At 55.0% G+C, this 23,205-nt stretch carries 26 protein-coding genes; 9 read left to right on the top strand and 17 right to left on the bottom strand.

The features are described 5' to 3' along the window. Positions 1-581 precede the first annotated feature (581 nt). Positions 582-797, bottom strand: coding sequence for a hypothetical protein (locus ACFQEY_RS05475; protein WP_379765570.1), 216 nt, complete (start codon positions 795-797; stop codon positions 582-584). A gap of 261 nt (positions 798-1,058) precedes the next feature. Beyond that, the gene (locus tag ACFQEY_RS05470; protein ID WP_379765567.1) at positions 1,059-2,219 is read right to left on the bottom strand and encodes a tyrosine-type recombinase/integrase; all 1,161 of its coding nucleotides are present in this window, start codon (positions 2,217-2,219) and stop codon (positions 1,059-1,061) included. Positions 2,220-3,312: 1,093 nt separating this feature from the next. Here ACFQEY_RS05470 and ACFQEY_RS05465 point away from each other — a divergent pair. Further along, complete coding sequence (locus tag ACFQEY_RS05465) at positions 3,313-4,764, top strand: site-specific integrase (protein ID WP_379765564.1); 1,452 nt, start codon at positions 3,313-3,315, stop codon at positions 4,762-4,764. A 312-nt stretch (positions 4,765-5,076) separates the two neighbouring features. Then, positions 5,077-5,436 carry a hypothetical protein gene (locus tag ACFQEY_RS05460; RefSeq protein WP_379765561.1) on the top strand — a complete coding sequence of 120 codons (360 nt, stop codon included), beginning with the start codon at positions 5,077-5,079 and terminating at the stop codon, positions 5,434-5,436. Between the two features lie 544 nt (positions 5,437-5,980). Here the strand turns inward: ACFQEY_RS05460 and ACFQEY_RS05455 are convergent. Together ACFQEY_RS05455 and ACFQEY_RS05450 are read right to left on the bottom strand one after the other, a co-directional pair. Continuing rightward, entirely contained in the window at positions 5,981-6,295 is a 315-nt protein-coding gene (locus ACFQEY_RS05455; RefSeq protein WP_379765558.1) for a hypothetical protein, read from the bottom strand. Positions 6,296-6,297: 2 nt separating this feature from the next. Beyond that, the gene (locus ACFQEY_RS05450) at positions 6,298-6,948 is read right to left on the bottom strand and encodes a hypothetical protein (protein ID WP_379765555.1); all 651 of its coding nucleotides are present in this window, start codon (positions 6,946-6,948) and stop codon (positions 6,298-6,300) included. A 107-nt stretch (positions 6,949-7,055) separates the two neighbouring features. Here ACFQEY_RS05450 and ACFQEY_RS05445 point away from each other — a divergent pair, with 107 nt between their 5' ends. Then, positions 7,056-7,739: a hypothetical protein gene (locus tag ACFQEY_RS05445; RefSeq protein WP_379765552.1), complete on the top strand. Its 684-nt coding sequence runs from the start codon at positions 7,056-7,058 to the stop codon at positions 7,737-7,739. A 689-nt stretch (positions 7,740-8,428) separates the two neighbouring features. Further along, positions 8,429-8,842 carry an ArsR/SmtB family transcription factor gene (locus ACFQEY_RS05440; RefSeq protein WP_379765549.1) on the top strand — a complete coding sequence of 138 codons (414 nt, stop codon included), beginning with the start codon at positions 8,429-8,431 and terminating at the stop codon, positions 8,840-8,842. 59 nt (positions 8,843-8,901) lie between these two features. Here the strand turns inward: ACFQEY_RS05440 and ACFQEY_RS05435 are convergent, their stop codons facing one another. Next, positions 8,902-9,414, bottom strand: a complete 513-nt coding sequence (locus ACFQEY_RS05435) for a PIN domain-containing protein (RefSeq protein ID WP_379765546.1) — start codon at positions 9,412-9,414, stop codon at positions 8,902-8,904. Next, the gene (locus ACFQEY_RS05430) at positions 9,415-9,717 is read right to left on the bottom strand and encodes a hypothetical protein (protein ID WP_379765543.1); all 303 of its coding nucleotides are present in this window, start codon (positions 9,715-9,717) and stop codon (positions 9,415-9,417) included. Here ACFQEY_RS05430 and ACFQEY_RS05425 point away from each other — a divergent pair. Then, on the top strand, positions 9,676-10,185 hold the full coding sequence (locus ACFQEY_RS05425; RefSeq protein WP_379765540.1) for an ATP-binding protein: 510 nt from the start codon (positions 9,676-9,678) through the stop codon (positions 10,183-10,185). The genes ACFQEY_RS05430 and ACFQEY_RS05425 overlap by 42 nt on opposite strands. Before the next feature lie 122 nt (positions 10,186-10,307). Here the strand turns inward: ACFQEY_RS05425 and ACFQEY_RS05420 are convergent, their stop codons facing one another. After that, the gene (locus tag ACFQEY_RS05420; protein WP_379765537.1) at positions 10,308-10,802 is read right to left on the bottom strand and encodes a hypothetical protein; all 495 of its coding nucleotides are present in this window, start codon (positions 10,800-10,802) and stop codon (positions 10,308-10,310) included. A gap of 151 nt (positions 10,803-10,953) precedes the next feature. Next, the gene (locus ACFQEY_RS05415; RefSeq protein WP_379765534.1) at positions 10,954-11,382 is read right to left on the bottom strand and encodes an RDD family protein; all 429 of its coding nucleotides are present in this window, start codon (positions 11,380-11,382) and stop codon (positions 10,954-10,956) included. Positions 11,383-11,629: 247 nt separating this feature from the next. On the opposite strand from ACFQEY_RS05415, the gene ACFQEY_RS05410 reads away from it, so the two are divergent. The 3 genes from ACFQEY_RS05410 to ACFQEY_RS05400 all read left to right on the top strand — a co-directional run bounded on the left by ACFQEY_RS05410 (position 11,630) and on the right by ACFQEY_RS05400 (position 13,868). Then, the gene (locus ACFQEY_RS05410; RefSeq protein WP_379765531.1) at positions 11,630-11,917 is read left to right on the top strand and encodes an amphi-Trp domain-containing protein; all 288 of its coding nucleotides are present in this window, start codon (positions 11,630-11,632) and stop codon (positions 11,915-11,917) included. A gap of 308 nt (positions 11,918-12,225) precedes the next feature. Then, positions 12,226-13,320, top strand: coding sequence for a hypothetical protein (locus ACFQEY_RS05405; protein WP_379765528.1), 1,095 nt, complete (start codon positions 12,226-12,228; stop codon positions 13,318-13,320). Next, positions 13,320-13,868, top strand: coding sequence for a hypothetical protein (locus ACFQEY_RS05400; protein WP_379765525.1), 549 nt, complete (start codon positions 13,320-13,322; stop codon positions 13,866-13,868). The genes ACFQEY_RS05405 and ACFQEY_RS05400 overlap by 1 nt, the downstream gene beginning before the upstream one ends. Before the next feature lie 385 nt (positions 13,869-14,253). Here ACFQEY_RS05400 and ACFQEY_RS05395 read toward each other — a convergent pair whose 3' ends face one another. The 8 genes from ACFQEY_RS05395 to ACFQEY_RS05360 all read right to left on the bottom strand — a co-directional run bounded on the left by ACFQEY_RS05395 (position 14,254) and on the right by ACFQEY_RS05360 (position 20,466). Continuing rightward, positions 14,254-14,751, bottom strand: coding sequence for a hypothetical protein (locus tag ACFQEY_RS05395; protein ID WP_379765522.1), 498 nt, complete (start codon positions 14,749-14,751; stop codon positions 14,254-14,256). A gap of 287 nt (positions 14,752-15,038) precedes the next feature. Further along, positions 15,039-15,566, bottom strand: coding sequence for a hypothetical protein (locus ACFQEY_RS05390; RefSeq protein WP_379765519.1), 528 nt, complete (start codon positions 15,564-15,566; stop codon positions 15,039-15,041). Between the two features lie 232 nt (positions 15,567-15,798). Continuing rightward, positions 15,799-16,455, bottom strand: a complete 657-nt coding sequence (locus tag ACFQEY_RS05385) for a hypothetical protein (RefSeq protein WP_379765516.1) — start codon at positions 16,453-16,455, stop codon at positions 15,799-15,801. Next, positions 16,452-17,393, bottom strand: coding sequence for a hypothetical protein (locus tag ACFQEY_RS05380; protein WP_379765513.1), 942 nt, complete (start codon positions 17,391-17,393; stop codon positions 16,452-16,454). The genes ACFQEY_RS05385 and ACFQEY_RS05380 overlap by 4 nt, the downstream gene beginning before the upstream one ends. A gap of 487 nt (positions 17,394-17,880) precedes the next feature. Continuing rightward, positions 17,881-18,687: a DUF8168 family protein gene (locus tag ACFQEY_RS05375; protein WP_379765510.1), complete on the bottom strand. Its 807-nt coding sequence runs from the start codon at positions 18,685-18,687 to the stop codon at positions 17,881-17,883. Between the two features lie 50 nt (positions 18,688-18,737). Continuing rightward, positions 18,738-19,031: a hypothetical protein gene (locus tag ACFQEY_RS05370; RefSeq protein ID WP_379765507.1), complete on the bottom strand. Its 294-nt coding sequence runs from the start codon at positions 19,029-19,031 to the stop codon at positions 18,738-18,740. Then, positions 19,028-19,972 (bottom strand): hypothetical protein, encoded by a 945-nt coding sequence (locus ACFQEY_RS05365; protein ID WP_379765504.1) that lies wholly within the window; start codon positions 19,970-19,972, stop codon positions 19,028-19,030. The genes ACFQEY_RS05370 and ACFQEY_RS05365 overlap by 4 nt, the downstream gene beginning before the upstream one ends. Beyond that, positions 19,972-20,466: a hypothetical protein gene (locus ACFQEY_RS05360; RefSeq protein WP_379765501.1), complete on the bottom strand. Its 495-nt coding sequence runs from the start codon at positions 20,464-20,466 to the stop codon at positions 19,972-19,974. The genes ACFQEY_RS05365 and ACFQEY_RS05360 overlap by 1 nt, the downstream gene beginning before the upstream one ends. Positions 20,467-20,622: 156 nt before the next feature. Here ACFQEY_RS05360 and ACFQEY_RS05355 point away from each other — a divergent pair, with 156 nt between their 5' ends. Continuing rightward, positions 20,623-20,877, top strand: coding sequence for a MarR family transcriptional regulator (locus ACFQEY_RS05355; RefSeq protein WP_379765498.1), 255 nt, complete (start codon positions 20,623-20,625; stop codon positions 20,875-20,877). Positions 20,878-21,083: 206 nt separating this feature from the next. On the opposite strand, the gene ACFQEY_RS05350 is transcribed toward ACFQEY_RS05355, so the two are convergent. Continuing rightward, entirely contained in the window at positions 21,084-22,808 is a 1,725-nt protein-coding gene (locus tag ACFQEY_RS05350; protein WP_379765495.1) for a DUF2254 family protein, read from the bottom strand. Positions 22,809-23,205: the final 397 nt, after the last annotated feature.

Below are 23,205 nucleotides of genomic sequence, written 5' to 3'. Positions count from 1 at the left end.
GATCTTACAGGAGACGCTCGCTACCGCTACGCAACCGAGGTGTGAGGCTTAGCTAAAGACGAATGCTAGCCTTGATTAAGTTGCCGGCAAATCGCGGGCGGAGGTGCGTATCCCGCTTGGTGGTCGTGAGTATGCTGCGGTAAACGAGCGATAATGTGCGAGGTGTTTCGAGAATCGAACGTGGCGATTGGAGTGAGAGTCCATCGTGATTGCCAGGACTCTCGCGGCGATGCATCCTCGTACACGCCGTCGAACCTCTCGATTTCGGCCCGTTCACCTACGATAACCCGTTTGATCCTCTTAAAAACCCGGATAATTGCTGGTGAGGCAACTTCGACTCGAAGGACTCACTGCGACGCTAATCAAGGCGTGGATCCTCTCGTGTGATCAGTTCCTCGAAGTACGGTTCTGAGAGACCAGTGCGACCAGTACTGGATCGAAACGCATGATCCAGCACACTGGGAGCGGTAGAACTGCACTCGATTCTCATCCACGCCGGGTTCACGGATAGACACTATCGGCTCTGTTGAAATCGTCAGAAAGTGATATATGTTGGCCCTGTCGCGGTCAATACAGGGGATTCACTGACTGCGAGCATAGACGGCTTGTGAAATGATGAATACAAATGCGGTAGAAAAGAAGATTCCCAGAATCTCGATTGCTAACTCGCCGAGAACCCAGTACTGATACGAGAGAACGAGAAAACCAGTAAGCAGAGCCGCTGTGAATCCGTTTCTGTAGCTTCTCGCCTTGTTCATATCCAGGTTCGAATCCAAGACGGCTTCTACGATTCCCACAGGTGAGAAGTCTCTCAGCCAATGATAAATATTGTTCATAAAACACAACGTGGTCTGTTCAATTCGCCGTCTTCTGTGAACGGCTATTTCATCCCGTCTTATAGCTGATGAATAGGATTTCAACAGAGTCGCACTATCTTCTCAGCCGGAAGAGAATATCTGAGTCGCCAGTTTTCCGTAGAGTAACGAATCGGGTGTGTCGCTGTCGTAATCAATGCTGTAACGAGTGATCTTTGCTTGACTGTCGTCTCGGAAGACCGGTTAGAGTTGCGCGAGGTGGTCTCGAACGGTTTCGTCCGGCGGGTGGATGTATCGGAGTGTCGATTCGATGCACTTGTGCCGGAGTTGCAGCCGGATTTCCTCGATGTTGTTCGTGATCGTTGCCATGTGAGTGGCGAGTGAGTGCCGTAACGAATACCACGAAATGTCTCTTTCCGCGATCGCGATTCCGGCCGCCTCCATGAGGGATCGAAGCCGGTTTCCGAGCGGCCCAGAGCTGAACGGATTCCCTTCCCTGGTCAGCCACAACGCGTCAGTGTTGTCGTACGCTGGATCCGCTGCGCGCTGCTTCAACCATCGGTTAAGTGATCCTCCGGTTCGCGATCTGAACGGGGTTTCCCAGTACGCGTCGTTTTTCGCCGATTCGTTTTTCGGGATTTCCAGTCGGTTCTCCTCAAGATTCACCCACCCGACTTTCGCTCTCTTCACTTCGATGGGGCGCAGCGCGGTGTCAAGTGTGACGTGGAATAAGCTCGGGTACTTCCAACACCGATTCACGTCTTCCCAGTCGCCTTTTGTCACGTCACTTTTCGGTTTCCCGAGTCGCTGGGCGAGCAACGCACGAATCCGATCGCGTTCTTCTGGCGTACAGTTATTGTACTGTGTGACGGTTTCATACTCAAGCACTGCTTCTCGCAGTTGTTTCCGTTCTGCCAACTTGATCGGGTCGGCCATTGGTTTTTGACTCGGTTCGTGGTCGAACAACGTGTGTGGCTGCCACGCTTCGCCGCCACGTTGATCCGTTCGCCATCGCTTGTACGCGTAGAGAGCGCACGCGTGCTTGCGTTTTGTTGAGTCAGCGTACGGGTCGCCGTTGTCTTTCGTGATGTTGTCGTCTTCGAGTTGTTTGACGTACCAGTCTGCGAGGTCGTTCGTGATGGCGAGCGTGTACCTGCCGTGCTTTTTCCAAAGCTGCGGCAGCGTGCGACCGAGGCGCTGAAGGTTGTTTGTTGCGGTGCTTCGCTCGTATCCTGTTGGGTTCCGTGCTTTCGGGGTGAGCCCGCTTGTGAGCATCCAGTCGAAGAACGCGTCCATTTCCGCGAAGAAGTCGGTTGTGCGTCGCTGCCCGAGCGCCTCTTGATACCTGTTTTGGAGTACGTCTTGTGCCTCAGGTGTGCTTTCCTGAGTGGTGCTGTTCTGCATAGACGGGCAGTGAACCCGGGTTTAAAAAGCGGAATTTGACTGGCAACCGGTTGCCACACATAAAAATTTATATACAGTAATTGGACGCGCTGTGTGCGCACGAGGGTTTATTAATAACCTCACTTAGAACGGTGTGCCATGATAGAGAAAGACGAACTCTTCCTGTTCTTTGACCGTGAAGGTGCATATGAGCTGTGCGCTGCACTGTTTGATGAGCACCGATCACGACAATCACTCATTGAACTGATCGACGTTCCCACACGGTCACTCGATCGACGGATGGATGAAGCACGAGAATTATCGCTCGTCGAATTTATTCCGACGACTGAGTCAGAACGCGTAGTTGCGTTACAACCCGATTCCGTCCCGGAACCATTCCACGGACGCTGTACAGACGTTCTTCATTGCCACCGCACAACGACACCAGAGGATGATACTGGTGACGCGCCGTTCCGACCGTTACACCGTGATAATTTGAATGGGTCCAACTGCGACTCGTCAACAGTTCATGCAAACGTGGTTGGTGGCATTAGCAGGTTTCGCTCTACTTAGGAACCAGCGCGGTCACCCGTTCCGTCATGTCTCGATGCCGTAGCCGTGTCGCTCCATACACTCCCCAGTTACCCAGATGTCCTCACGTTGAATAGGAGAGTCGTTCAGCCGTTATGCTGTTCGACTGTGAGGTCAGAAGCCAAAAACGGCTTTCACAGCACACGCGTGATAACTCACTAGACTAGGTGAATTTAGACTTGGTGAATTATCAGTTTGGGTGCAGACCCGTCGTCACATCATTAAAAAAACGCGTGTCTAGTACTTTCTCTACTACGCTCACCCTGACGGGTTCACTCGTTCCTTGAGGTAGGGACCCTGCGCTACCGAGTTGGGATATCCGCACCAGTACATGGGTTCTGTAGAAATCATTGCATTCTCGGGGGGTGACAGGCTGTTTGCCGTCGATAACTTGGTGGATGGGGCGCAAAACACCCCTGTTTTGGGTACTCTCAACGACTACCCTGGTGTTACATTCTCTTTCAGGGTACGATGTGGCTGCTCAGCCCTAACCTATTATTACAATTGGAAGATAACCAGTGTGATGCCAACGAAGAGTCCACGCAGATCGGCCAAAGATGCACTCGAACCGGATACGTACTTCCAGTTGTATCTAGGTGCATTACAGATTGAAGACCCTGACCGGCGGTTAATCGCTTGTTTCGTAATCTTAGTTGCGGGACGGCTTGGACTGCGGATCGGCGAAATCCTCCACTTGAGAGAAGAGCACATTCACTGGAAGCGAGGAGAGATCTGTATCCCGAGTTTCGATCCGTGCGCATGCCATCAATGCTGGGTCAAGGCGTTGAATAAATGGGGGCGGAAGGGACTCAAAGAGCTTCAGGCTAATGGAGAGTGGGATAATACAGCAACGTGGAAATCACTTTCCGCAGCGGAACACGAGGAAGTCACAGCCAAAGCAGACTACTGTACTCCTGAGAATCTCACTCAAATCATCTACACCGATCAGTTCACACCGAAGTACGACCGGTCAGCGCGCGTCATCGCGTTCGGCTGGTCTTACAGACTTACCGCTTGTTTGAGCACGTTTTTCGACACATTCGATTGTCTGGACTGGCAGCGGCACTCTGTGAACCGGTTGCTGAAAGAAGCAGCCGAGAATGCCCGTGGACTCGATCCTGAACACATCTCAGCGCACAAGCTCAGAGCGACGGGTGAGACGTTCTTTGCTGACATTTCGCTTGACCCGAAGATGCTTCGTGATCTCGGTGGCTGGCAACAATTAAAAACAGGTGACAGGTACTGGGCGAAGAGTGGACGAGTCAATACGTTGAAACTCTACAATATAATGGGGATGAAGGATGAAGCGCCTCCGGTCGTTCCTGAAGAACCCAAGCATGAATTCCCCATCGTCTGTAATCCGGTCCCATTCCAGAACGAGCCGTTCCAACCGGTTGGTCCCGATGACCTTGCATACGATCGTGATTCTCGGTTGGAGCGACATCAGGAACAGGAACAGAAACCGATTCGGCTACGACATCCACGGGAAGTTAGTCTCCCGTTTGACCGAGCCGGGTTCCCCGATCCAGACGAGATTACGTATGATCCGATGAAGCACACGGTTCCTGGGCATCGGCACGACAGCAGTGACGATGTAGCGGTGCAGACTGGAGAAGTCGTGACGAAAGCAACGACTCTCTACGAATATATGGATACTCACCGGCACACCCGGTCACCGGACCCTCGTACTGAAACTGAGAGTCACCGGGTGGACTTGGTTGACACCACGTTGGAACGATACCGAGATACCGATGGATCGCGGATGTACCTCGCCATCGACATCATAACTGCCATGCGGGTTAGCCTCATTCAAACCGGTGGGTGGGTGTATCACCGCTTACAGCGAGAGTGGCGCGAGTACTGGTTGAACAATCCGACCCAGACAATCAGTCCCGAACGAGCAACAAAAGCCATCGCAATGTACCTCATCGGTGTCGTATTCCCCCTTGTGATAATTCTCGGATTGATACACTGACTTGGGCACGGTGCAGTCGCGGTCAAAGCAGCACTCCCATCCTCACAGCCCGACCGTTGCGTTCCTGAGTCCTCCACCGTGGTCCACGTTGAAACCGCGGGCGACCCCGCAAACAGGGAAAATTATTTATATTAGTTCCGTCAGTTGGTGCCCAGTAGTGTGAGAACCCGCATCGACCCGAGCACACCTCGACACGAACGACCGTGGAGACCCGTGTGCCCGGGGTGACCCTCACCAGCGTGGCACTCGGCGTCCTGTGACCCCGGATTGAGAACGCCGGCGGGGTCGTCCGCGCCACGGCCAGCGGGACCGATGTCGTCACGGAGTACCCCCAACACTCCCGCCGGTGTTCAGAACCGTGGTGACATTGAATCCGCAGTAACCTCCATCGAAGAGGTCAGTTTCGATTCCGAACCGGAAACCATCCACGAGAAGGCGTATCACCTCCTCGTCGCCAATCTCCCCTTCGTTAGTGCGAACAAACGAACTGTGCTCAACGTAACAGTCGTCTTCTACTTCCCCAATGAGTATCGATTCGAGTACGACAACGAAGAGAGAACAATGCTGAAAGGGTTCGGCACTGACGAGGCCGCCATCGATGAGAAGGATACTACCGAGTATCTACGATCCCACACCGAGAAGCTGGATCTGGCCAGAAAGATCGAGGAGTGACGAGACGAACTCGTCCGGTACGGGCGAGACCAGTTGACCCGCGACCCTTCGAGAGATAATCCTCCCTCGATCATCAGTCTCAGTCGCCATACCTCACACCACGCGTGGGACAACAATCAAATTACCCAACACTACCGTTTCCGTCCCGTAGCATTTCAATACGGTAATCGGTTTCAGCAACCGTGCTGAATAGAGGACCCGTCCCGGTCAGAAGGCTCACGTTTGGTGGCGGACGGTTGAGTCGGTAGATACAGACGATGGGATTCGTTTAGACGCTTGGAGCGAGATACATCTTCTCAAATCAAGCTAGGACCCTTCACGTGTTAACTCATGAAACTCTGAACCCACGAGAGAGAAATCCGGCCACAGTAAGAATTTGAAGTTATCGGAGGACTTGGTCGGCCGATAAGAAGCCGATGCCAGCAAAAGTGGATTGGTCCACATATGCGATTTCTATCGGCATTTCGATGTGAGCAATCCGACGATTGACCGAGTGCCCACGCAAAAATCGCGATTGAAGGAGGAAGAATACTTAGATGATGTACTATTCGTCCAGATGGTCGGGAGCGTGCTCTTCGATATAATTGTCCAAGAGATTGCGGAGCCTGAGAACACCGTCCCAGTGCATCATTACCTCTGTTTCTAATTGGTAACCGGTCGCCTCTACACCATCATCCATCTCGATTTCTGTGTCCTTGTCGCTCCAGAATCCAAGTTGGACAGTATTGTCGTCAGACTCACTCATCCTTAGAAGCGTCCCACGTGCGAAGACCCGCCGAAAATCCGGCTCATACTTCGTCAGAACGGGTGCATCGTCGCTGGCAACGTGGATCTCCTCGTCGTCTGTTTCGTCACTCATCGTTAGTAGGCGGACGCGTTTTCGGTGCCGAAATTGGTTGAAGCGTAGTCTGCATTGTTGTCGTCTGAAGTGCTCTTCCTATCCACCGTTTCGGAGAAGCCGCCGTACTCCGAACCACTGTTCCATCGGCCAACGACATTCGGGTCTAATTCGATAGACTCGGCAGTTTTGATCGGATTGGTGTTTCTAATCTCGGACCGAACGGGCCCAATCATTCCGATTCCTTCTGGCTGGAGCCGAATCGTGTCTGATTCTCTATCGTGCTCGATAAGATTTAAATCGTGTAATTCGCCGATTTCGTCCTCGTATCTTTTCAATACATCGGAGTGCTCGCTAATCTTGATTGGTTCGGTTGGTCCCCCCGAAATCTCTGCCTGGAATAGAATGTAGAGAAGTAATCGGAAATCATTCTGTCCACGAAGATGCCGAAGATTTTGGCCTATTCCCTTGACAAAGATTCCGTCGTTACTGGAATCGAATGCCGGCGTGATTCTTGAGACGGTTTCTAAGAGTGTAGTGTATTTTTTTACAGTGGCCCAAGATAGATCTGTCTCTTCGGCAAGACGATTCACGGAGACAGACTCTCTAGAATGGAAATTGAGCGCCCATGCAATACGCTCGATTGCGTCCGACGGCTCCGTGCGTTGGCTCATCTCATTACAATGAGAGTGTTCCAAGGTTATTAACTTTGTCTTCGTCATCACGGTGATGTAGCCGGAGTCTGCCGTGATTTATATATCAGTTCTACATTGGATAGTATGTGTCTTGGGACAAAGAATCAGTCCTGCGCGCCTCAGACACCGTTGGAGACAACGGAACCCTCTGGCTTCTCTATCTGGCTGGAAACACTGCTGTTGGCGTCGGAAAGACGTCGAACGCTGAACAACATATTGGGTCGGTTCGAACACTCGCGCAAGATGGTGGGCTTCCTGACCCAGGCCATTCTGACGTGATGTCCGGTTACGGCAACATCACACGGAGGGTCGTCGAAGACGCTGATGGTAACCGTAGTCCGATTAATGTCGATAAGAAGAGTAACAATTTACTCCAGCTAACCACACTAGGGAAACAACTTCTCACGAAACTTGATCGAGACGAGCGTGTCGAATTGGCTGTGAGAGAACAGATTGGGATGGATGTCGATATGCCGACTGAGCCTTGGTGGCCTTATGGGGATCCCAACGAAGCGTTCCCTATATATATGCGGACCTTCGCCGAACACTCTGTTCTAGACGAAGATGAATGTAAAATAGAGGTCGTTTCGAGCTTCGAATGTGGGAAGTGTCATACAGATATTGAGCACTCGTACAAGGTTCTGATGCGGGACGGAGATTTGGTCAATGGATGGAGCAGAACTGTTTCTGTGGATTGCGAGAACCCGAACTGTAACCTGACGTTTGAACACCTCGTCGGTGATCCACATAGCGAGCCGGCCCCGAAGTGAACACATTCACCTTTACTCTACCTATAGACTATCATCTCACCACGTCATTGGCAGCTATTACGAAGCGGGGCCGACGAACGTAACGTTCAGCCCTCGGTTGGACAAAGTAACCGGCTGATATTTAGGTGCCGCACTTACCAGTCTCGACGAAGGGTTCGTCCGAAACAAAGCTCGCCGCTTGCAGAAGAACAACAGAGCAAATTATTGCCCAAGCGCAAGTGTAGCATGCGGACCGTAATCGGCTGAGGGAGAGCGAATAAGGCCTGACTGAGCCCGGTCCCCGAACTATGGGATACTCCCGACTCTGCTGGAAATTCTCGGAGATAGGCTCCCGGACGTGGGGTACTGAATACATCCTCTGTATCTCGCACGGTGCTCCTGACAGATAGTGAGTGACTCTACGGATGGAGCGATCTGTGAGTTTTTTGTATTGACCGCAACTGCCACAACGGGCCTCAATTGTAGTGGGACTTCACTAAAGCCAAATTAGTCTAACAGATCGAGATTCCCCATCACATAGGAGAGAAACCGGTCGTACGTCACATGACCTAACCGCTCGGTAATAAGTTCACGCGTGAACTCCACAGCTGTGGCCAATTATGACCGTCAGTAGTATTTGAAAACCGGTGTTTTTGAGAAACTTCGGCTTGAGAGAGCCTAAGGGCCTCTCCTCCGTACGAGGCACTACGATGGCGACGAATCACTCGCAGACCGCCGGCGCAGCGTTCCCGGAGAATCCCGAAGATTTGCTGCCAGAGGATAGCGTCCTCAGCCTTGACGAGTACTTGGCGATGCTCGCAGCGGTCGGGCACCGCACTAGATACGAGGTTCTCTACCGACTCGTCCACAGCGGTGACATGAGTCCCACAGAACTGGCAGACGCGATCGACATCGACGACAGTACCCTTCACTACCACCTCAACAAACTCGTTGACGTGGGACTCGTCGAAAAACGCCAACACACCGAGCGAGGCGCAGACGGTCTCTACACGTACTACCGAGCGACAGTGTTCGGCGAGGTAACGCTCACGAGCGGCGTTGACGAACTGATCCGCGGCGAAGCAGCGTTCGAAGCGATGTACGACAGTTCGACCGAGGAGTGAACTTTCCGTCCCCTACTCGTTCACGGCGGAACGACCAGTGTGGAACGTGTTCCACCGCATTACCCTTCCTCAAGCAACGAGCGAGCTCGTTGCACATAGCTGTTCGCGCCCCAGCTCCGAGCGTCGCTGATCGCATCAAGGAGCAGCCGTGCATCGGTAGCTGAGAGGTGTTCAGTTCGAACGAACACTGAGAGGAGCGTCGGCGTCGTGACGAGCCGTGTATCAGCGAGCGAGGCATGGATCAAGCCAAGTTGCGTGAACTCGTCACAGAGGAAGAGCGCAGCGCCGAAATCGTTTGCGAGAGTAACGGCCGCGTTCTCGCCATCATCGAGCGGGAACGCTGCATCGAGGGCGACTGACCGCGTCTCAAACGCATCGGTTCGATCGAGGACGATGGTTGCAGCACGTCCGTGCGCATCATCGTACGACGCGATCTCTCGGAGCTCCTCAACGACCGCTGTTGGGACGACGACATCGTATCGGGCGTCACAAAGCGCAAGCGGATCCGGATCGTCGTCAGCAACGATCCCGAGACTGACGAGGGCAGACGTATCTGCGACGAGTGTCGGCATCTACGCGTCAGCGACCTCATCGATGAAGTCCTCGTCCAGCTGCTGTTTCAACACCCGGATATTCGCCGCCTCCTCAGCACCGACGAGTGCTTTGAGCTGGTCAACGGTGATCTCGTCGTCATAGTAGGCGGCTGCGATTTCTTGTACCAGTGCGTCGTCGTGCGTGGCTTCCTGCAAATACTCACGAAGGGCAGTCACGAGAATGTCCGTCCGGTCCTCCCCAAGCACCTCCGCGAGAGCGTCGGCCCGGTCGATGAGCCGGTGTGGGGCCCGGAACTGGACGCGCTTCTTATCGCTACTCATCATGTGTACACTGTGAGCCACCCCACGTCGCCCGTGCGACACCCTCAACTGAGCAACTGCCGAGCAACCAGCCACTCGGCAAACGCACACCATCTCCTGCAGCGAACCCCGAACAGGCGAAGCCACCCCACCTACATCGACCCGTCCCCGTTCAACAACTCACTCACATCACCGTACACATCATCAGGCTCCCCACCCCACGTCTCCACGCATCCTAAGTTACCGTCCGGCATCCCCCAGTCATTCCACACCGGTACACCACCCTCACAGTCGTTCGACTCGACATCACGTTCCACTGGCCGCCCACCACGAACGGCTGGCTACTCGACAAGAGAGGACACAACTGGCTTCGGACTGAGTATCGTCCAACAGATCGTTGACGCTCACGACTGGCACATCAACGTCACTGACGGTGACGAGGGCGGCACACGCTTCGAAATATCTGGTGTCGAGTTCGCTGTTCAGTAAAACGCGCAGATCCCGCACAGAATGATTCCCGTATCCGAATCAGACCTGATCGCTCAGTACAGGGGATTCACCCATCGATTGGTACCAGTTAACAACCGTTCTCGTAAGAGTGACGTGCCGGCTTATTCCGTGACATTCCCGCCGCGCTCGCCAGTCCTCAATGAAGAGGAACCCTTGTGGTAGTAGTAATACTCAACGAGCGTCCGTAGTACCACCGCACCGTACGCCAGTAGGCCGAGGGCGATCCCGATGAATAACAGTCCGATAGCACCCGGACCGGCAGCCTCGCCGCCGATCTGAACGATGAGAACGTAGAAGATCCCGGGGGCGACGACGGTCACGACCACCTCGATAGCACGAATCGCCGTATATCTGCGTCGGCCCGTGAGCCGAGCAGTCGGATCGTCAGCGCGTGTAAGTTTGTATCCCGCGAGTAGCGCTTCAGCACCGACGACGACAGCGAGAATCATGGGGGAGAACGCGAGATACAGCAGGCTGTATAGTTCCTGTCCCGGCAGAACCCCAATGAAGCTGGCAAACGCGAATGCGAGGCCGCCCATAACAGCAGTGAGCTTGAGGACTTGGAGGGGCTTGTCGTGAATGAACGAGGAGGGCATGAAACCGGTTGGCGTTGCTTCTGGGTATTGAATAAGCTTTCTGGAAGGAGTGCTTTCAATACAACCGCGATCTTACGGTAGAGTCAGCCGCGCACCCCCGGGACGTATCAACCGTAGTTCGTTCAATACAGGGCAAACAGATTTGACCTGATTACTGCTGCTTCACGACGACCGTATCTGCAACGAGATCGCCGACCCGCTGATTGTCATCAGTAACCAATATTGACACCATTGCGACGAGGTTGAAGGTCGGGAGCGAGTCAACAATCCATAACAGGTTCCGGAGTATTGACGCGCCGATTGAACACCTGGAACCATCCGACTTGATAACAACTAGTCCGAGCAGGTATTTCCCCGGCGTGTAGCCGTACAATCCCTCAAGGAGAAACCCGTACACCACTGTTGCGACCAGCCCAGCGAAAATAAACACGAGAGCAACCATATCCCCGACGGCCGCCCCGACGAGTATCACGGGAACCCAGATCACCCCCATGAGAAGCGAGTCGATTAAGAATGCACCCACCCGGTGCCAGGTCACACTTCCATTCGTCCCTAATTGCGGTTCCGGATGCTTTTCCATACCCCACGACTGTGACGCATCACTAATTAATCTTTAAAGGTGATCTCACAGGTAAACTCATTGGATTGTACACACGTTGTATCACACACGGCTCCTGGAACATCTCCTTGAACTAGTAGAACCTTCGATGATCAATACGCAAACGCCTTCCTGCGGTTGATTCAGCCGAGCACCCCCGGGAAGTACCGACCGTAGTTCGTTCACTACAGGGGAGTCACTTATCGGTGGAGGAAGCGTATTGTTCAGTATGCCTGAAGAAATCCTGTTCAAATCAGAGAGTGAGCAGACCCGAGAAGAAATTGCATCGTATCTCCGTAGCGTCGCTGATAAGCTTGAACAAGGGGATACAGTTACACTCACATCCGGTTCTGAATCCGTGACAATGGAGCCACCAGCCCGCCCGACGTTTGAGGTTAAAGCCGAACGCGAGGGACCAACGGACGGGCCCGGTGAATTGAGTATTGAGTTCGAAATCGAATGGGGCGAGAACGACGATAACGGAGACGGCGGGAGCGGCCAGTTAGAAATCGAGTGATAAATTCGCAAACGCGAACTTGCGGTTGATTCAGCCGCGCACCCCCGGAAGTATCGACCGTAGTTCGTTCAATACAGGGGATTCACGAATCGCTCAGTACAGATGAAGTACGTATCGTTCAGTACAGAAGATGTAATGTACGGTCGAATCTCGATCTATCCTTTGAAATTGACTTACCACAATCGATTAATACAGCCAAATATTCACATTTCAGGAACATCACAACAACTTGTTAAATGGCGAATGCTTAGTAACCATCATTCAATAAACATATAGACCGAAAGATATGTTAAGGCCGAGGATGGTTGTTGATAACATCCAACACTCACATGGCACGTCACAAGCTAATCCCATACTGGGTCAAGGTTCGGGAATTCAATGAACCAAACAAACGCTGGAATCAGACAAAAATCCAGGAACACGAACCAAAATTCCCATTCAACAATCTCGCCGATTATTTTCAGGACTTCCTTGAAGAGTACACCGGCGAAGAGAACGTACACATAAACGAAAAGAGAGACAAGACATTCACCGTCCAGCGACCGGTAGAGCGGAGCGGAAACACAATCGAAGGTCGATTCAAATCCGGTGAATGGGGAGAAAATGCCGACTTCTGGGATAAAGACAAGCACGAACGGATCAAGGACGCACGCAGAGAGAACCATGCAAAAGAAGTCCCCTACTACTTCCTCTTCCACATCCCAGATCACAACCCGTACCAAGCCCTACTGGTTCTTAGCAGGTCTAAGCGCAAAGGCATCAAATCAGTGCTTGACGACATAATCTATCCGCGGAAACGCGAGATGACGGTAGGCGACGCGTACATGGATATAAAACCCCACTATTCTGATAAAGTACTCGAAGAGATCAACAACGCGGACAGCATAGCCTCCTTAAAATTTCGAGGCCAGGATGTCGTTGCTGCACGGGAGCAATACGCTGAACGAAAAAGTCTCGAGCGACTGAACGATGATATGGAAGGTGTGATCGATGTTGGACTGGAGATGAAACTGACACCAGACGACAATCAAGGCGCTTTCCGGGAATTTATCCGTGGGCTGAGACCAGAAGAAGAAAGTCCTGATTTCGAGTATGGGCATTTAGAAACCGGGGATTTTTCCAGTGCCAGCGTCACCGTGGTTGAGGGCGAGTCACAGCTGACGTTCCCGCTCTGGGAGGATGAAGTCCAGATGCGAATGGATGTCAACCCGGACGATTATGACCTTGACATTTACGGGGGGTACCCGACTCCGTACTCGCTTGGGTGCGTTGCCCGTCAACTGGCGAACGATCTTATGGACGATCTTAGTACGTCGATAGACACTGAATCATTGGTTTCACGGTCAGTTGGTATCCCAGAGGATCAGGATGAAGAGTTGCAGCCAGCACCGGCTGAAGACTGATGAAAGCATTCGACATCACGCCGATTGTCGAAAACTTCTACCGCGATATCTTGGAGAGCGACCGGCGGTCGGACAATGAAGCGTACACACTGTTGGCGGTACCGGCAGTGTTGGCATTGGTAGGTGTCGTACGACCGATTGACACCGAATTTATGTCAATGATGGCTACGGCACTGGCCATCCTGTTCGGATTCACGTTCAGTTCACTATTGACTACGGCAAAGTACTCTGCCAAGGACGATCGGATAGAGGAGCGGGTGGTGAACCAGACCCGGCTTGGCACCTCGTATGCACTGTTGATGAACTTGGTCGCGTTGATCATGGTGGTGGGTGTTTCAATTGGTGTGACGGATTATGGGGCGCTGTCGCAGCATTCAGCGGTTGTTTTGTCCGTCGGTGTCTACTTCCTGTTGTTCCACTATCTGCTGGTGATGGTCTATTTGATGCGGTACCTGTATTTGCTGGCGGTTGGAGGAGCCCTCGAACAAACGCAGGATAGGAATCAGGGACGGGAGGATGAGAATGAGAAGAACGAGATTACCCTGTAGAACGTGGAGGGGAAGCAATCGGTCTGTAGGATCAGAAATAAGCTGACTCCGTCAGAAAACCAATAAGAATCTTTCGACAACTACGCAGACTTCAACAAGCGGCTGTTTCAGACCGTAATACGTCTGAAGAAAAGACTTTCAACAGAGCCTAGCGAGCAGGAAGGCTGAACACATCTCGATAGCTGTTGCGCAGCAGGTTCCCCGCGACCTCGAATAAAAAAAGGGCCTTGTTTAGACGGGGTGCAGATTGTCCGCTACGGCCGTTGTCCAGAGAATGAAATCTGCCAGAGAGGCACTGATGGACGGATTCTGTTTCCCTCGCAGAGCCACTACCCGACCTCTTCTGGAGTGTCTAAACAAGGCCAAAAAAAGTGTTCGCCGTGCGTTACTGTCGGGAGTCGTCAGGGTCCCACGGTGGGAAGTGCCTGTCCGGATCGACGTCGGCACAGATCCGACAAAGCGGGCTCGGCCCGTCATCTGGTTCGACCCACATCCCGTCGAGTGACCGGCCGCAGTCAACGCATTCCTCCGGGAAGTCCGGGAATCGATACGCGTCAATCAACTCGTAAATCCAGATCGCGTCAGCGACCTTTTCCCGAGCTCGACGGCAGGTTTGACGGTATTCAGACAGGCTCTCGAACCCCTGTTCTCGAACCATGTCTTCAGCCAGTTCCTCTTTTGACACCCGTGGGAATGACTTGAGGTATCCCTGCACGAACGCGAATGCTTCCTGTTTGCTGAGGTGTATCGTATCTTCGAGTGCAGCGTGAAGTTCGGCTTCGCTGCGGTTAGCCTGATTACTGAACGCTTCTTCGATTGTTTTCTCGTTACCGAATCGCTGCGAGTCAGTCTGGGACTTCTCGCTGATGTTTTCGTCTGTCATTTGTTGTGTGTTTGAGTGGTTGTCGGTGGCGTCTGGTTGGCGGTACGGGTTGTCGGTCGCGTCGGCTACACTGTTCGCTGACGAGGAAGCCGGACTCTCCCTCAAAATACTACGGATGCACAGATTACGCATCCAGGATGTTCGCGGGCTGTCCGGTGATGAGTTACAATTACGCTAAACTAATGCGTGATTATAACCTTTTTCCCAGCAAAACACTCGGCTCCTCACACGACCCGTCGCACGCGAGAGTCAGCCACACCACCATCACTACAGCCACTCTCGCCGAGTTATTTGTCCCGCCGGACCGGCCCGAGCCGTGTGAGGTCGTTCGCTTCGATGAGCCGTTCAACCCCGTCTCGCGTCGGAAACCCCCACGTCGCGTCGTCAACCGACTGACTCGGAGCCACCGCGCAGAACTCCGTCCCGTACACGTTCGCCAATATACGGCGCTGCACTCCAGCCATCGAGAACATTCCAAGATCGTACCCGCAGCCAACCCGATCAATCCGAGCCATGCCGCGTCGATACCCGAGGAGCTCCCGCGGTTCGAACTCTCCCATCGACTCAACGGGGAACCTGAAATTCTTGAACGTCACCGGATCACCGACATCCAGCGACCCCGTATCCGGGTTGTACTCCCCGAACGAAAACGGGCCGCGGAGCTCCGAGGTTAACGCGTCACGCGCCTTCCCGATTTGCTCGGAGTGACCAGCGTGAAACACCCAGTGAACAACAAACCCCAAGCGCAGCGCTTCCCGCGTCTTCGCACGGTACTCCTGATCAGACTCGGCGACGAACTCGATCCACCGATTCACATCACCCCCAAGCACCGCACAGTCCGGAACACGGTCAGCAACCGTCCTCTCAAACCGGTAGCACCCATGAAACCACGGCTCAGTTTGCGTGCGGCGACGCCGCTCCAACTCTAACTTCCCCCACAAGTGCTCCCGCGACTCTTTCCCCGCCGTACGGAACGTATCAACGTCGTCCGGGAAGTCGTCTGTACTCACTGTCCATCACCCGCCGGGCGTCGTGTCGTGTGTCGTGTCATCCGTCAGTCTGTGTCGGTGTTAGCGATTTCACGTCGAACTCTGATTTCGCGCAGTACCGCTCCGCGAGCCGCCCGAGATCACGGGTTCGCAGCACGTCCGCCACGTTATGCGCCGCGAGCGCCGCGAACCGCGCCTCTTCGAACGCCGTCACCGCCTCCGCACTTTCCGCGAACGGGTCGAGCTCGCCGTACTCGCCGCCGCACAGCACGTCGTACGCGGTGTCGAGATCGTTGTGCGCGTCGCCGTCAACGGTCGTGTTGAAGCGCTTCGTGACGAGCGGCAGCACGTCCGCGTACGGCACATCGGTGAACGGCCACGGAAGGTCAAGGCGTGCGAACCGCGTGCGGAGGAACGGGAGGTCGAACCCGCCGCGCCACCGCTCACCATTATACGCGACGAGCAGCACGTCCGCGTCCCGGAACCGCCCCTGAACGAACTCAGCCACGGCCGCCAGCAACCCGTGCTCTGACGAGTGCGTCGACACCTTCACGACCACGTCCCCGCCAACCTCATCGATGCTCGGCGCAGCGCGCCCGCCCGTGTTCACGAACACGCGCACACCGAGCGGCACCGCGAACCCGACCACCGTCACGACGTCACCCGCGTCGAACCCCGTCGTCTCGATATCGAACGGCACCTGCCGCAACGTCACGCCCCGTCACCCCTTGCTTCCGAACGGCCCGGCACGCGGTCATCAGCAGCTGGCCTGACGCGGAACTCACCGAACCCGTACTTGGAATGCGTTCCGACGCGACGCACGCCGTTCACCGCCGTCCGCACCGGGTTCGACCCCGTGTACGGGACGACCTGCCCGTGATCGATCGTGTCCACCACGTACACGTCGCCGTCATCCACGACGCGGGTTTCTCGCCGCCGCACCTCGTCGTCACCGACACCCCACCACCACGGCACATCTTGGTCGTCTGCGCCCGAGTACTCGGACGCGGTGACGAACGGCGTCACCAACTCAACCAGGCACGACTCGCCGTCCTGTTGGGCCGCTTCCAACCGCGAGTAATCGAGCTCTTCCAATTCAATGACTTGCGTGTCCGCGACCGACAGTTCACCGAACCCGTAGTTCCGCGCGGCACCGACTTGGATCCCGTCAAGCACCGTGTCACTCAGCGGGACCGTGTCGCCGACCCCGTCCATGTGGACGTAGCAGTGTACGTACCACGACACGGACCGTCGCGTGTTCCGCATCGCCTCCGGCCGCCCGAACCACGACGTGTCAGCGTACGCCACGCGACCACCGTGCGTTTGCAGGTCGTGCGTATTCTGCGCATCCCTGGGCCTGGAGTCCAGCAACCACCGGTGCGCCGGGTCACGGTACAAGAACAAATCCTCGTACGCGTCCACTGTCGGGAGTGACCCGCCGAGTTTCCCTGCGTACCCCGGCATCGAATGCGCGTCCGGGTATTCGCCGTACTCTTCCGGGACGAACACGCCGTGACTCACTCGCAACCGCCGCCGCGTCTCACCGTCAACGCGCGGCGCGGCAGCGTTGAACAACGCGTTCCCGGTCACGAAATACGGGTGCCCCATGTACGGAGCCTCCAACTCGAACAACACCTGCTGAATCCGCGTCACGCACCCACCCCCACGCTTCGACTAGAGATGGTCACACACCCACACGGCACGCCACCAGCACGCGGCCCCGCACACCCTGTTTCCAGTGTTCTCACCGAGGCACTCTCCCCGGGATCCACACACCCCGTTTCCAGTGTTCTCCACCGATCAGCCACGCGGTCGACACACCTCCCTTCAAGTGTTCTGCGTGCGTCCCGGCGGCAGGGTCGAAGCGTCACTCCACGCTGCAACCCGCACCACCGGTTTTCGAACCGCGCACCGGCCCCGCGTCGCCCCACCACGGACAACCCGGCACCAGGCCCGCAACCCGCAGCACGCACCCACCGCGACTGCGAACCCACCACGACCCGCAGCCCCGCACCGAACCCACAATCCCGTCGCCCCACCACGAGCGACACCGCACAACACCCCACCACGAGCACCACGCCCCGAGCGCAGCGACCCACCACGGACGCCGCGCCACGCCGCGCACCCCCACCCACTCGGATCACCTCCCCACCCCGTCACGCAACGCACCCGCGTCACCACCCTCCACAACATCCTCCACGAATTGAAGTGCCGTCGAGAACGACCGGATGCGCCGCAACTGCGAATCCAACACACGCAGCCACTCACGATCGAGGTTCAACGGTTGCTCCGTCAACCGCCCCCACGTCCCCGCAAACGACCGGACCGGCCCCGCGCCCATCGACGCCACCGCCCCCGACAACGGCGGCTCACCCGTCACCCTGATCGCCAACTCCGACGTCCACAACACCGTCCGGCACGGCACCACCACATCCGCATCCAACGCCGCCACCACCCCGTCACCAGCACCGTCACTCGGCGGGCGACGCTCCGGCCGCTCCGCCACAACATACAGGTCGTTGAACGCGTGCCCCGCACGGTAATTATCTAGCAACGCCGCCACCAACAACACGTGGTACTTGAGCGACGAGTACGGGAAATACACCGACTCGTTAAACCGCGCCGCCACGTCACTCGTCAACCACGTCGCGTGCAACTCCGCCGGATCCGAACACCCCGGCACCACCAACCCACGCACTTCTTCCAACGAAGCCGGCACCTCGCCAGGATCCGCGGCCGCCGCCCCGGTTACTAAGGAGAGACGCGCCGGCGACGCGTGATTCTTCACCGTTTGCTCTGGCTCACCAGACGGGCGACTCAGCAACGCCGCATCCCCATCCGCACCGAACGGCACCGACTCATTCACCCGCATCCCACACACCACCGCCTCACCAGCCTCATGCGTCCGCCCCCGCAACTTATGCACATCATGCCGGAACGCCGCCACCAACGCATCCGACCCACCATCACCAGGCCCAGTCGAAGAACCTGACCGCGTCACACCCCATCACCCCCCGCACCCGACTCGCCCTCGTCTCCACTCGACGCCGCTCCGTCACGCTCTCGCCACGCCGGCTCAACCGGATCCTGCACCGGGTCAGTCGTTGTCGACGGCGGCCGCGGCTCATCCAACCCGCGTCGCTCACCCTCACGCACACCACCCGACTCAACAACCGCGTCCGGCAACGCAACCGGATCCTGCACCGGATCCGTCGTCGTCGACGGCGGCCGCAACTCATCCAGATCCTCCTGTTCACGCTCATCGCCCGGCTCGTCACGCGACCCCGTCACACCGAACCACCACCCGAACCCGACACGTCACCACCACGCACCACCACCCGCTCTTGCAGCGCCGCCACGAACTCCCCGCGCACCGACTCCCGCCACACATCATCCTTCCACTCCATCCCCGACGTCGCATCCTGCGCGCGATTAAACACCCGCCTGATCTCCGCGTCGGTATAGAGGGGGTTGATGACGCGCGCATCAACCATGCCCGCCCCGAAATTCCGCGCCCCACCAAGCTGCAACTCGAACTCATCACTGTGCGCATCCAAGTAATCAACCGCCTCAACGAGCAACCCAACGTACTCCGGCTTCAGTTCTCGTAGTGAAAGTTTCCACGTCCCCACCAAGTTCCCGACCACGTCCCGGGACGCCATTCTAAGTGGTTGCCCGTCGTCCTCCGCATTCCGCGAGCGGACCTGCGTGTTCAGTTGCCGGTAGTGCGCTTCCGCTTCGCCCTGCAGGACGTCCACCTGCCGGCGAATCGGCGAGAACCCGATCGGTGTCCGGACCAGGCGACCCGCGCGATCATTGAATCCGCCGAACAAATCATACAACATGCAGCCAGCATCGCCATCCACGCACGACCCTTTCTCGTGATAGCCGGCATCAAGGTCGCGCTCGTACACATCCTCCAACATGTACTCCGCGTCCGCCGCGCCCGGATGACACGCCGACCCGCCCGCCGCCTGCACCACACGCTCACACCCATGCCGCAACCATCCCGACAACGGGAACGGTGACACCATCCCCCCAATCTGATTCTGCGGATCATCCGCCTCATACCGATCCGCCGACGCATGATGCCGATCCGTCACAATCCCATCACCCGGCGCAAGCAACGGGATTTCCAGGCCCACGAACACATCCGGGAGCGTCAACTCCTCCACATCATCCGGCAACGAGAACTCGTAATCCAGGTGCTCCGTGTCGAACGCCAGCACCATCACCACTCACCCCCATCCGCCCGTGAGTACTCGCGGAAAGCCGCCAGCAACGGAGTCGGACCATCACGACCCTCAGCAGTCTCAGTACTCTCAGTGTCGGCATCGCGCGACGCATCACCCACCGTGCGAGCCGAGCTCGACGACACCACACTCACCACCACCGGCGACGGGTCAATCAACACCAACCACGACGACTGCGTGGAAACGTCCGTACACTGCCCAACCCGGCCCGTGACAACCAGTTCATGAACACCACGCATAAACACCGACGGATGCTCATGCACATCCGCCCCGCACATCACGAACCCGATTTCAAAAATAGGGTTGCCAGCCGCCCGGAAGGCATACGCCGTCACCCCATCGCCTTCCCCGAGTTCGGAGCCGCACACCTGACACATCGCGGCCCCTTCCCCGAGCGCATGGAATTCCACATGGCTTATCGCTTCAATTAACTGATCGACGTTCTCTTGACCGTTGAAATCCTTCTTTTTCATGGGTTCTTACTTTGTCTGTGGGAACCCGGTCCGCGTGCTCCAACACGCGGGCATTCTAACTGACTGCCCCGTGGGACCGAGTGTTCAATCTCTCCTAACGCTGCTGTTTACTTATATTTAACGGATAGTAAAGGCAGTTCGTATTTACGGATATGTATGATGAGAGATAAGAGGAACCAGAAAGGACATGACGTAAACATGCCCCTGAGAATCGACAAGAATACTGAGAAAGTGATTGATGAATTTGTATCGAAAGGAAACCTCACAACGGGTGCACTTGTGGATTTCACAGGTCTATCTCGACCGACTGTAACAAAGAGGCTAGATAGACTTCATGCTGCAGAGTTTGTTGAATATGTTCATGAACCAACAGCGCTCTGGCAACTCACTAAAGATCCTAGAACCCATTGAATCTTCTATCAAACTCACTCTCAGGAACACAGAAGACCTGACCCTGGAACGTCTCTCCGAGATCAATATTCCCTGAGAAGGATTCTAGACTGAACGGATATTCTGCTTGTTGAACGGCCCTACCTAGCATCGCCCTCCTTGTCGAACTCTGAAGATGCTCACTGTCAGATATTCTAGCGGCTAAGACCAGCTTACGAAGCTGCTCATCACTCTTTTAATCTATTCCAGCGCTCATCGGCCTCTTTCTGAATCTCCACGATTTTTTTTGGGAAATCAGGCCTGTTGTTCAGCGGTCGGAGTTCCTGAATATTCAACTGATTTTGGTAGTATCTCTGTCGGTGCTCCTCCATTTCACCGACGAAGACAGGGCCTGGTTCTTCCTCGACGTAGTCGTAGTCAAGAATTCTGTTGAAGGCCTTGTCGACGATCCTGGAGTCTCCCTCATGTTTGACTCGGCCGATAGTGGAGCTCCATGGGATGCTTGTTTCACCTAGTTGGCTTCGGTCGATCATCGCGATCTCGATTAATGCTTGGCAGAGCGTGATTGCGTAGTCTTCCGCTGGAGATTTTGAGGCCTCGACGCAGATGTTCTTCCAGTGATCTTTGAAGTTGCCTTCTGTAATCGGGTATTGACCTTCCTGATCGACGTAACGGAGGAATTGGGTTGTTGTGTCCAACAGTGCGTTCCTCCACTTGTAGACTGCTGAGACCTCAGTTCTATTAGGAAAGTCATCGGGTACGTGCTCGTACCTCCACTCCATGTCAACATCTGCTACCTCTTCCCCGTAATGGTCGAGTAAGGCCTCGTGGGCAGTATCCATTGAACGATACAAGTCAGTCATCGCGCTTTGGTACCAGCGGATATCTGAGACTTTCCACAGCTGTCGTTGTACGTTTTGATCTATAGAGGAGGAGGTATTCCAGACGATTTTCGGCTCCGGATTTTCGGCAGCGTCGATGAGGAGATTCCCTAGTTCTTTCCAGGCCTTATTATTAGCTATCAGGCTTCCTGAGTTAACCGGTGAGCCTCTAATAACGTACGAAATACCGTACACTGCTTGTCGTGATACGGTGTTAGTTGATAGGCCTAGGCCTGAACTGCCGAGCTCATACTGCGTTTCGATAGTATCGCCGACCAGTTGTGTTTCATCGTGCTCCTCAGCATGGAGAGCAATATCCCGGAGTTGCTCCGTCAAGACAGGGTTGAATAGTTCCTTTACGACTTTTCTATCCAATTTTGAGAACTCATCCTCTGCTTCGAGGTCCTCAAGCGTCTTCTGAGTGAGAGAGCTATACTCCTGAATTCCTCTGTCAGCTGTTACGTGCTCTCCATTAGACAGCGCATTCATAATTAGATTATACAGTGGATGCATGGGATGCACGTTCTCTGAATCATCCAAGGCAAGACTCTCAGACTGACTGACGTACTCTTCCGTAGTCATCCCTGATACGAAGGCCTCGATAGCTCCCTCGGGAGTGCTCTGCTGGATGGCTGACTTCACAAAAGCAAATAACGTGATGGACACGGCCAACCCCAGTCCGCTTACAGCGAATACTCCCGCAGTGTGGATCTGGTTACCGGTTGCAGGGATGTTGTAGAGTAGCCAGAAGTCGAGGCCGATTGAAAAGACGAACAGTGAAAATGTGTATAGGAAGATCGGAGAATCAGTGAATAGAGAAACCATTCTCGGAGAGTACCGGTTTCCAGTCAACTGGATGCCAATAACTGTAACAGAGAATACGATCGCCAGAACTGTTGCTTGAGCTCCCGCCAACCCACTCAGGAGAGACCGGATATTAGACGGGTTAACCACAGGGTCGATAACGTACCCGAACACCAAGCCAGCTAGCGTGAATAGAGCAGTAGCTGCCAGCACAAAGTTCGGAACCTCGGAAAAGAATTTCTTAACATCCATATCCAAATCCTTCATTAAATCAAATCAACTCTGTTATACTCATATCCGCATCCATATTTTAAGCCAGTTCCGGCCAAGCCTCAACAATTTCTCGCTTCCAACGCTTTCAGAGTGGAGTCACCTGTTTAGAGATAATCGAGCCCTCATCACTCACCAGAAATCGGTAATCCCCGACTGCTCGGTGAGGACGCTGAGGAACTGAAAAAGTACCCGGTTGCTACGTCCCGAACCCAGCAAAAAGGTGGAGTACAGTTCGGTCTGTCACTAGGAGAGGGGAATAATGCTGGTAGAGAACTCCACGAACGATTATTGCTTCCGCCAAAATACGGTTAGAAGAAGACGGGGAAGGCACCCAAGTCAACCTCCTGTATCAAGGACAGGGTGACGACAAACCCGACGACAAAATCATTCT

Origin of the sequence: Halorubrum trueperi (assembly GCF_042662525.1) — an archaeon.
In the GTDB taxonomy this organism is placed as follows: domain Archaea; phylum Halobacteriota; class Halobacteria; order Halobacteriales; family Haloferacaceae; genus Halorubrum; species Halorubrum trueperi.
This window is presented reverse-complemented; position numbering and strand designations above follow the sequence as displayed.

Coding starts and splice junctions, on each gene's coding strand:
- ACFQEY_RS05430 (WP_379765543.1), bottom strand. CDS start 9,717: ATGAGTAGCGATAAGAAGCGCGTCCAGTTCCGGGCCCCACACCGGCTC.
- ACFQEY_RS05355 (WP_379765498.1), top strand. CDS start 20,623: ATGATGAGAGATAAGAGGAACCAGAAAGGACATGACGTAAACATGCCC.
- ACFQEY_RS05455 (WP_379765558.1), bottom strand. CDS start 6,295: ATGAGTGACGAAACAGACGACGAGGAGATCCACGTTGCCAGCGACGAT.
- ACFQEY_RS05395 (WP_379765522.1), bottom strand. CDS start 14,751: ATGACAGACGAAAACATCAGCGAGAAGTCCCAGACTGACTCGCAGCGA.
- ACFQEY_RS05410 (WP_379765531.1), top strand. CDS start 11,630: ATGCCTGAAGAAATCCTGTTCAAATCAGAGAGTGAGCAGACCCGAGAA.
- ACFQEY_RS05460 (WP_379765561.1), top strand. CDS start 5,077: ATGTCGTCACGGAGTACCCCCAACACTCCCGCCGGTGTTCAGAACCGT.
- ACFQEY_RS05360 (WP_379765501.1), bottom strand. CDS start 20,466: ATGAAAAAGAAGGATTTCAACGGTCAAGAGAACGTCGATCAGTTAATT.
- ACFQEY_RS05440 (WP_379765549.1), top strand. CDS start 8,429: ATGGCGACGAATCACTCGCAGACCGCCGGCGCAGCGTTCCCGGAGAAT.
- ACFQEY_RS05435 (WP_379765546.1), bottom strand. CDS start 9,414: ATGCCGACACTCGTCGCAGATACGTCTGCCCTCGTCAGTCTCGGGATC.
- ACFQEY_RS05465 (WP_379765564.1), top strand. CDS start 3,313: ATGCCAACGAAGAGTCCACGCAGATCGGCCAAAGATGCACTCGAACCG.
- ACFQEY_RS05470 (WP_379765567.1), bottom strand. CDS start 2,219: ATGCAGAACAGCACCACTCAGGAAAGCACACCTGAGGCACAAGACGTA.
- ACFQEY_RS05450 (WP_379765555.1), bottom strand. CDS start 6,948: ATGAGCCAACGCACGGAGCCGTCGGACGCAATCGAGCGTATTGCATGG.
- ACFQEY_RS05415 (WP_379765534.1), bottom strand. CDS start 11,382: ATGGAAAAGCATCCGGAACCGCAATTAGGGACGAATGGAAGTGTGACC.
- ACFQEY_RS05400 (WP_379765525.1), top strand. CDS start 13,320: ATGAAAGCATTCGACATCACGCCGATTGTCGAAAACTTCTACCGCGAT.
- ACFQEY_RS05420 (WP_379765537.1), bottom strand. CDS start 10,802: ATGCCCTCCTCGTTCATTCACGACAAGCCCCTCCAAGTCCTCAAGCTC.
- ACFQEY_RS05365 (WP_379765504.1), bottom strand. CDS start 19,972: ATGGTGCTGGCGTTCGACACGGAGCACCTGGATTACGAGTTCTCGTTG.
- ACFQEY_RS05350 (WP_379765495.1), bottom strand. CDS start 22,808: ATGAAGGATTTGGATATGGATGTTAAGAAATTCTTTTCCGAGGTTCCG.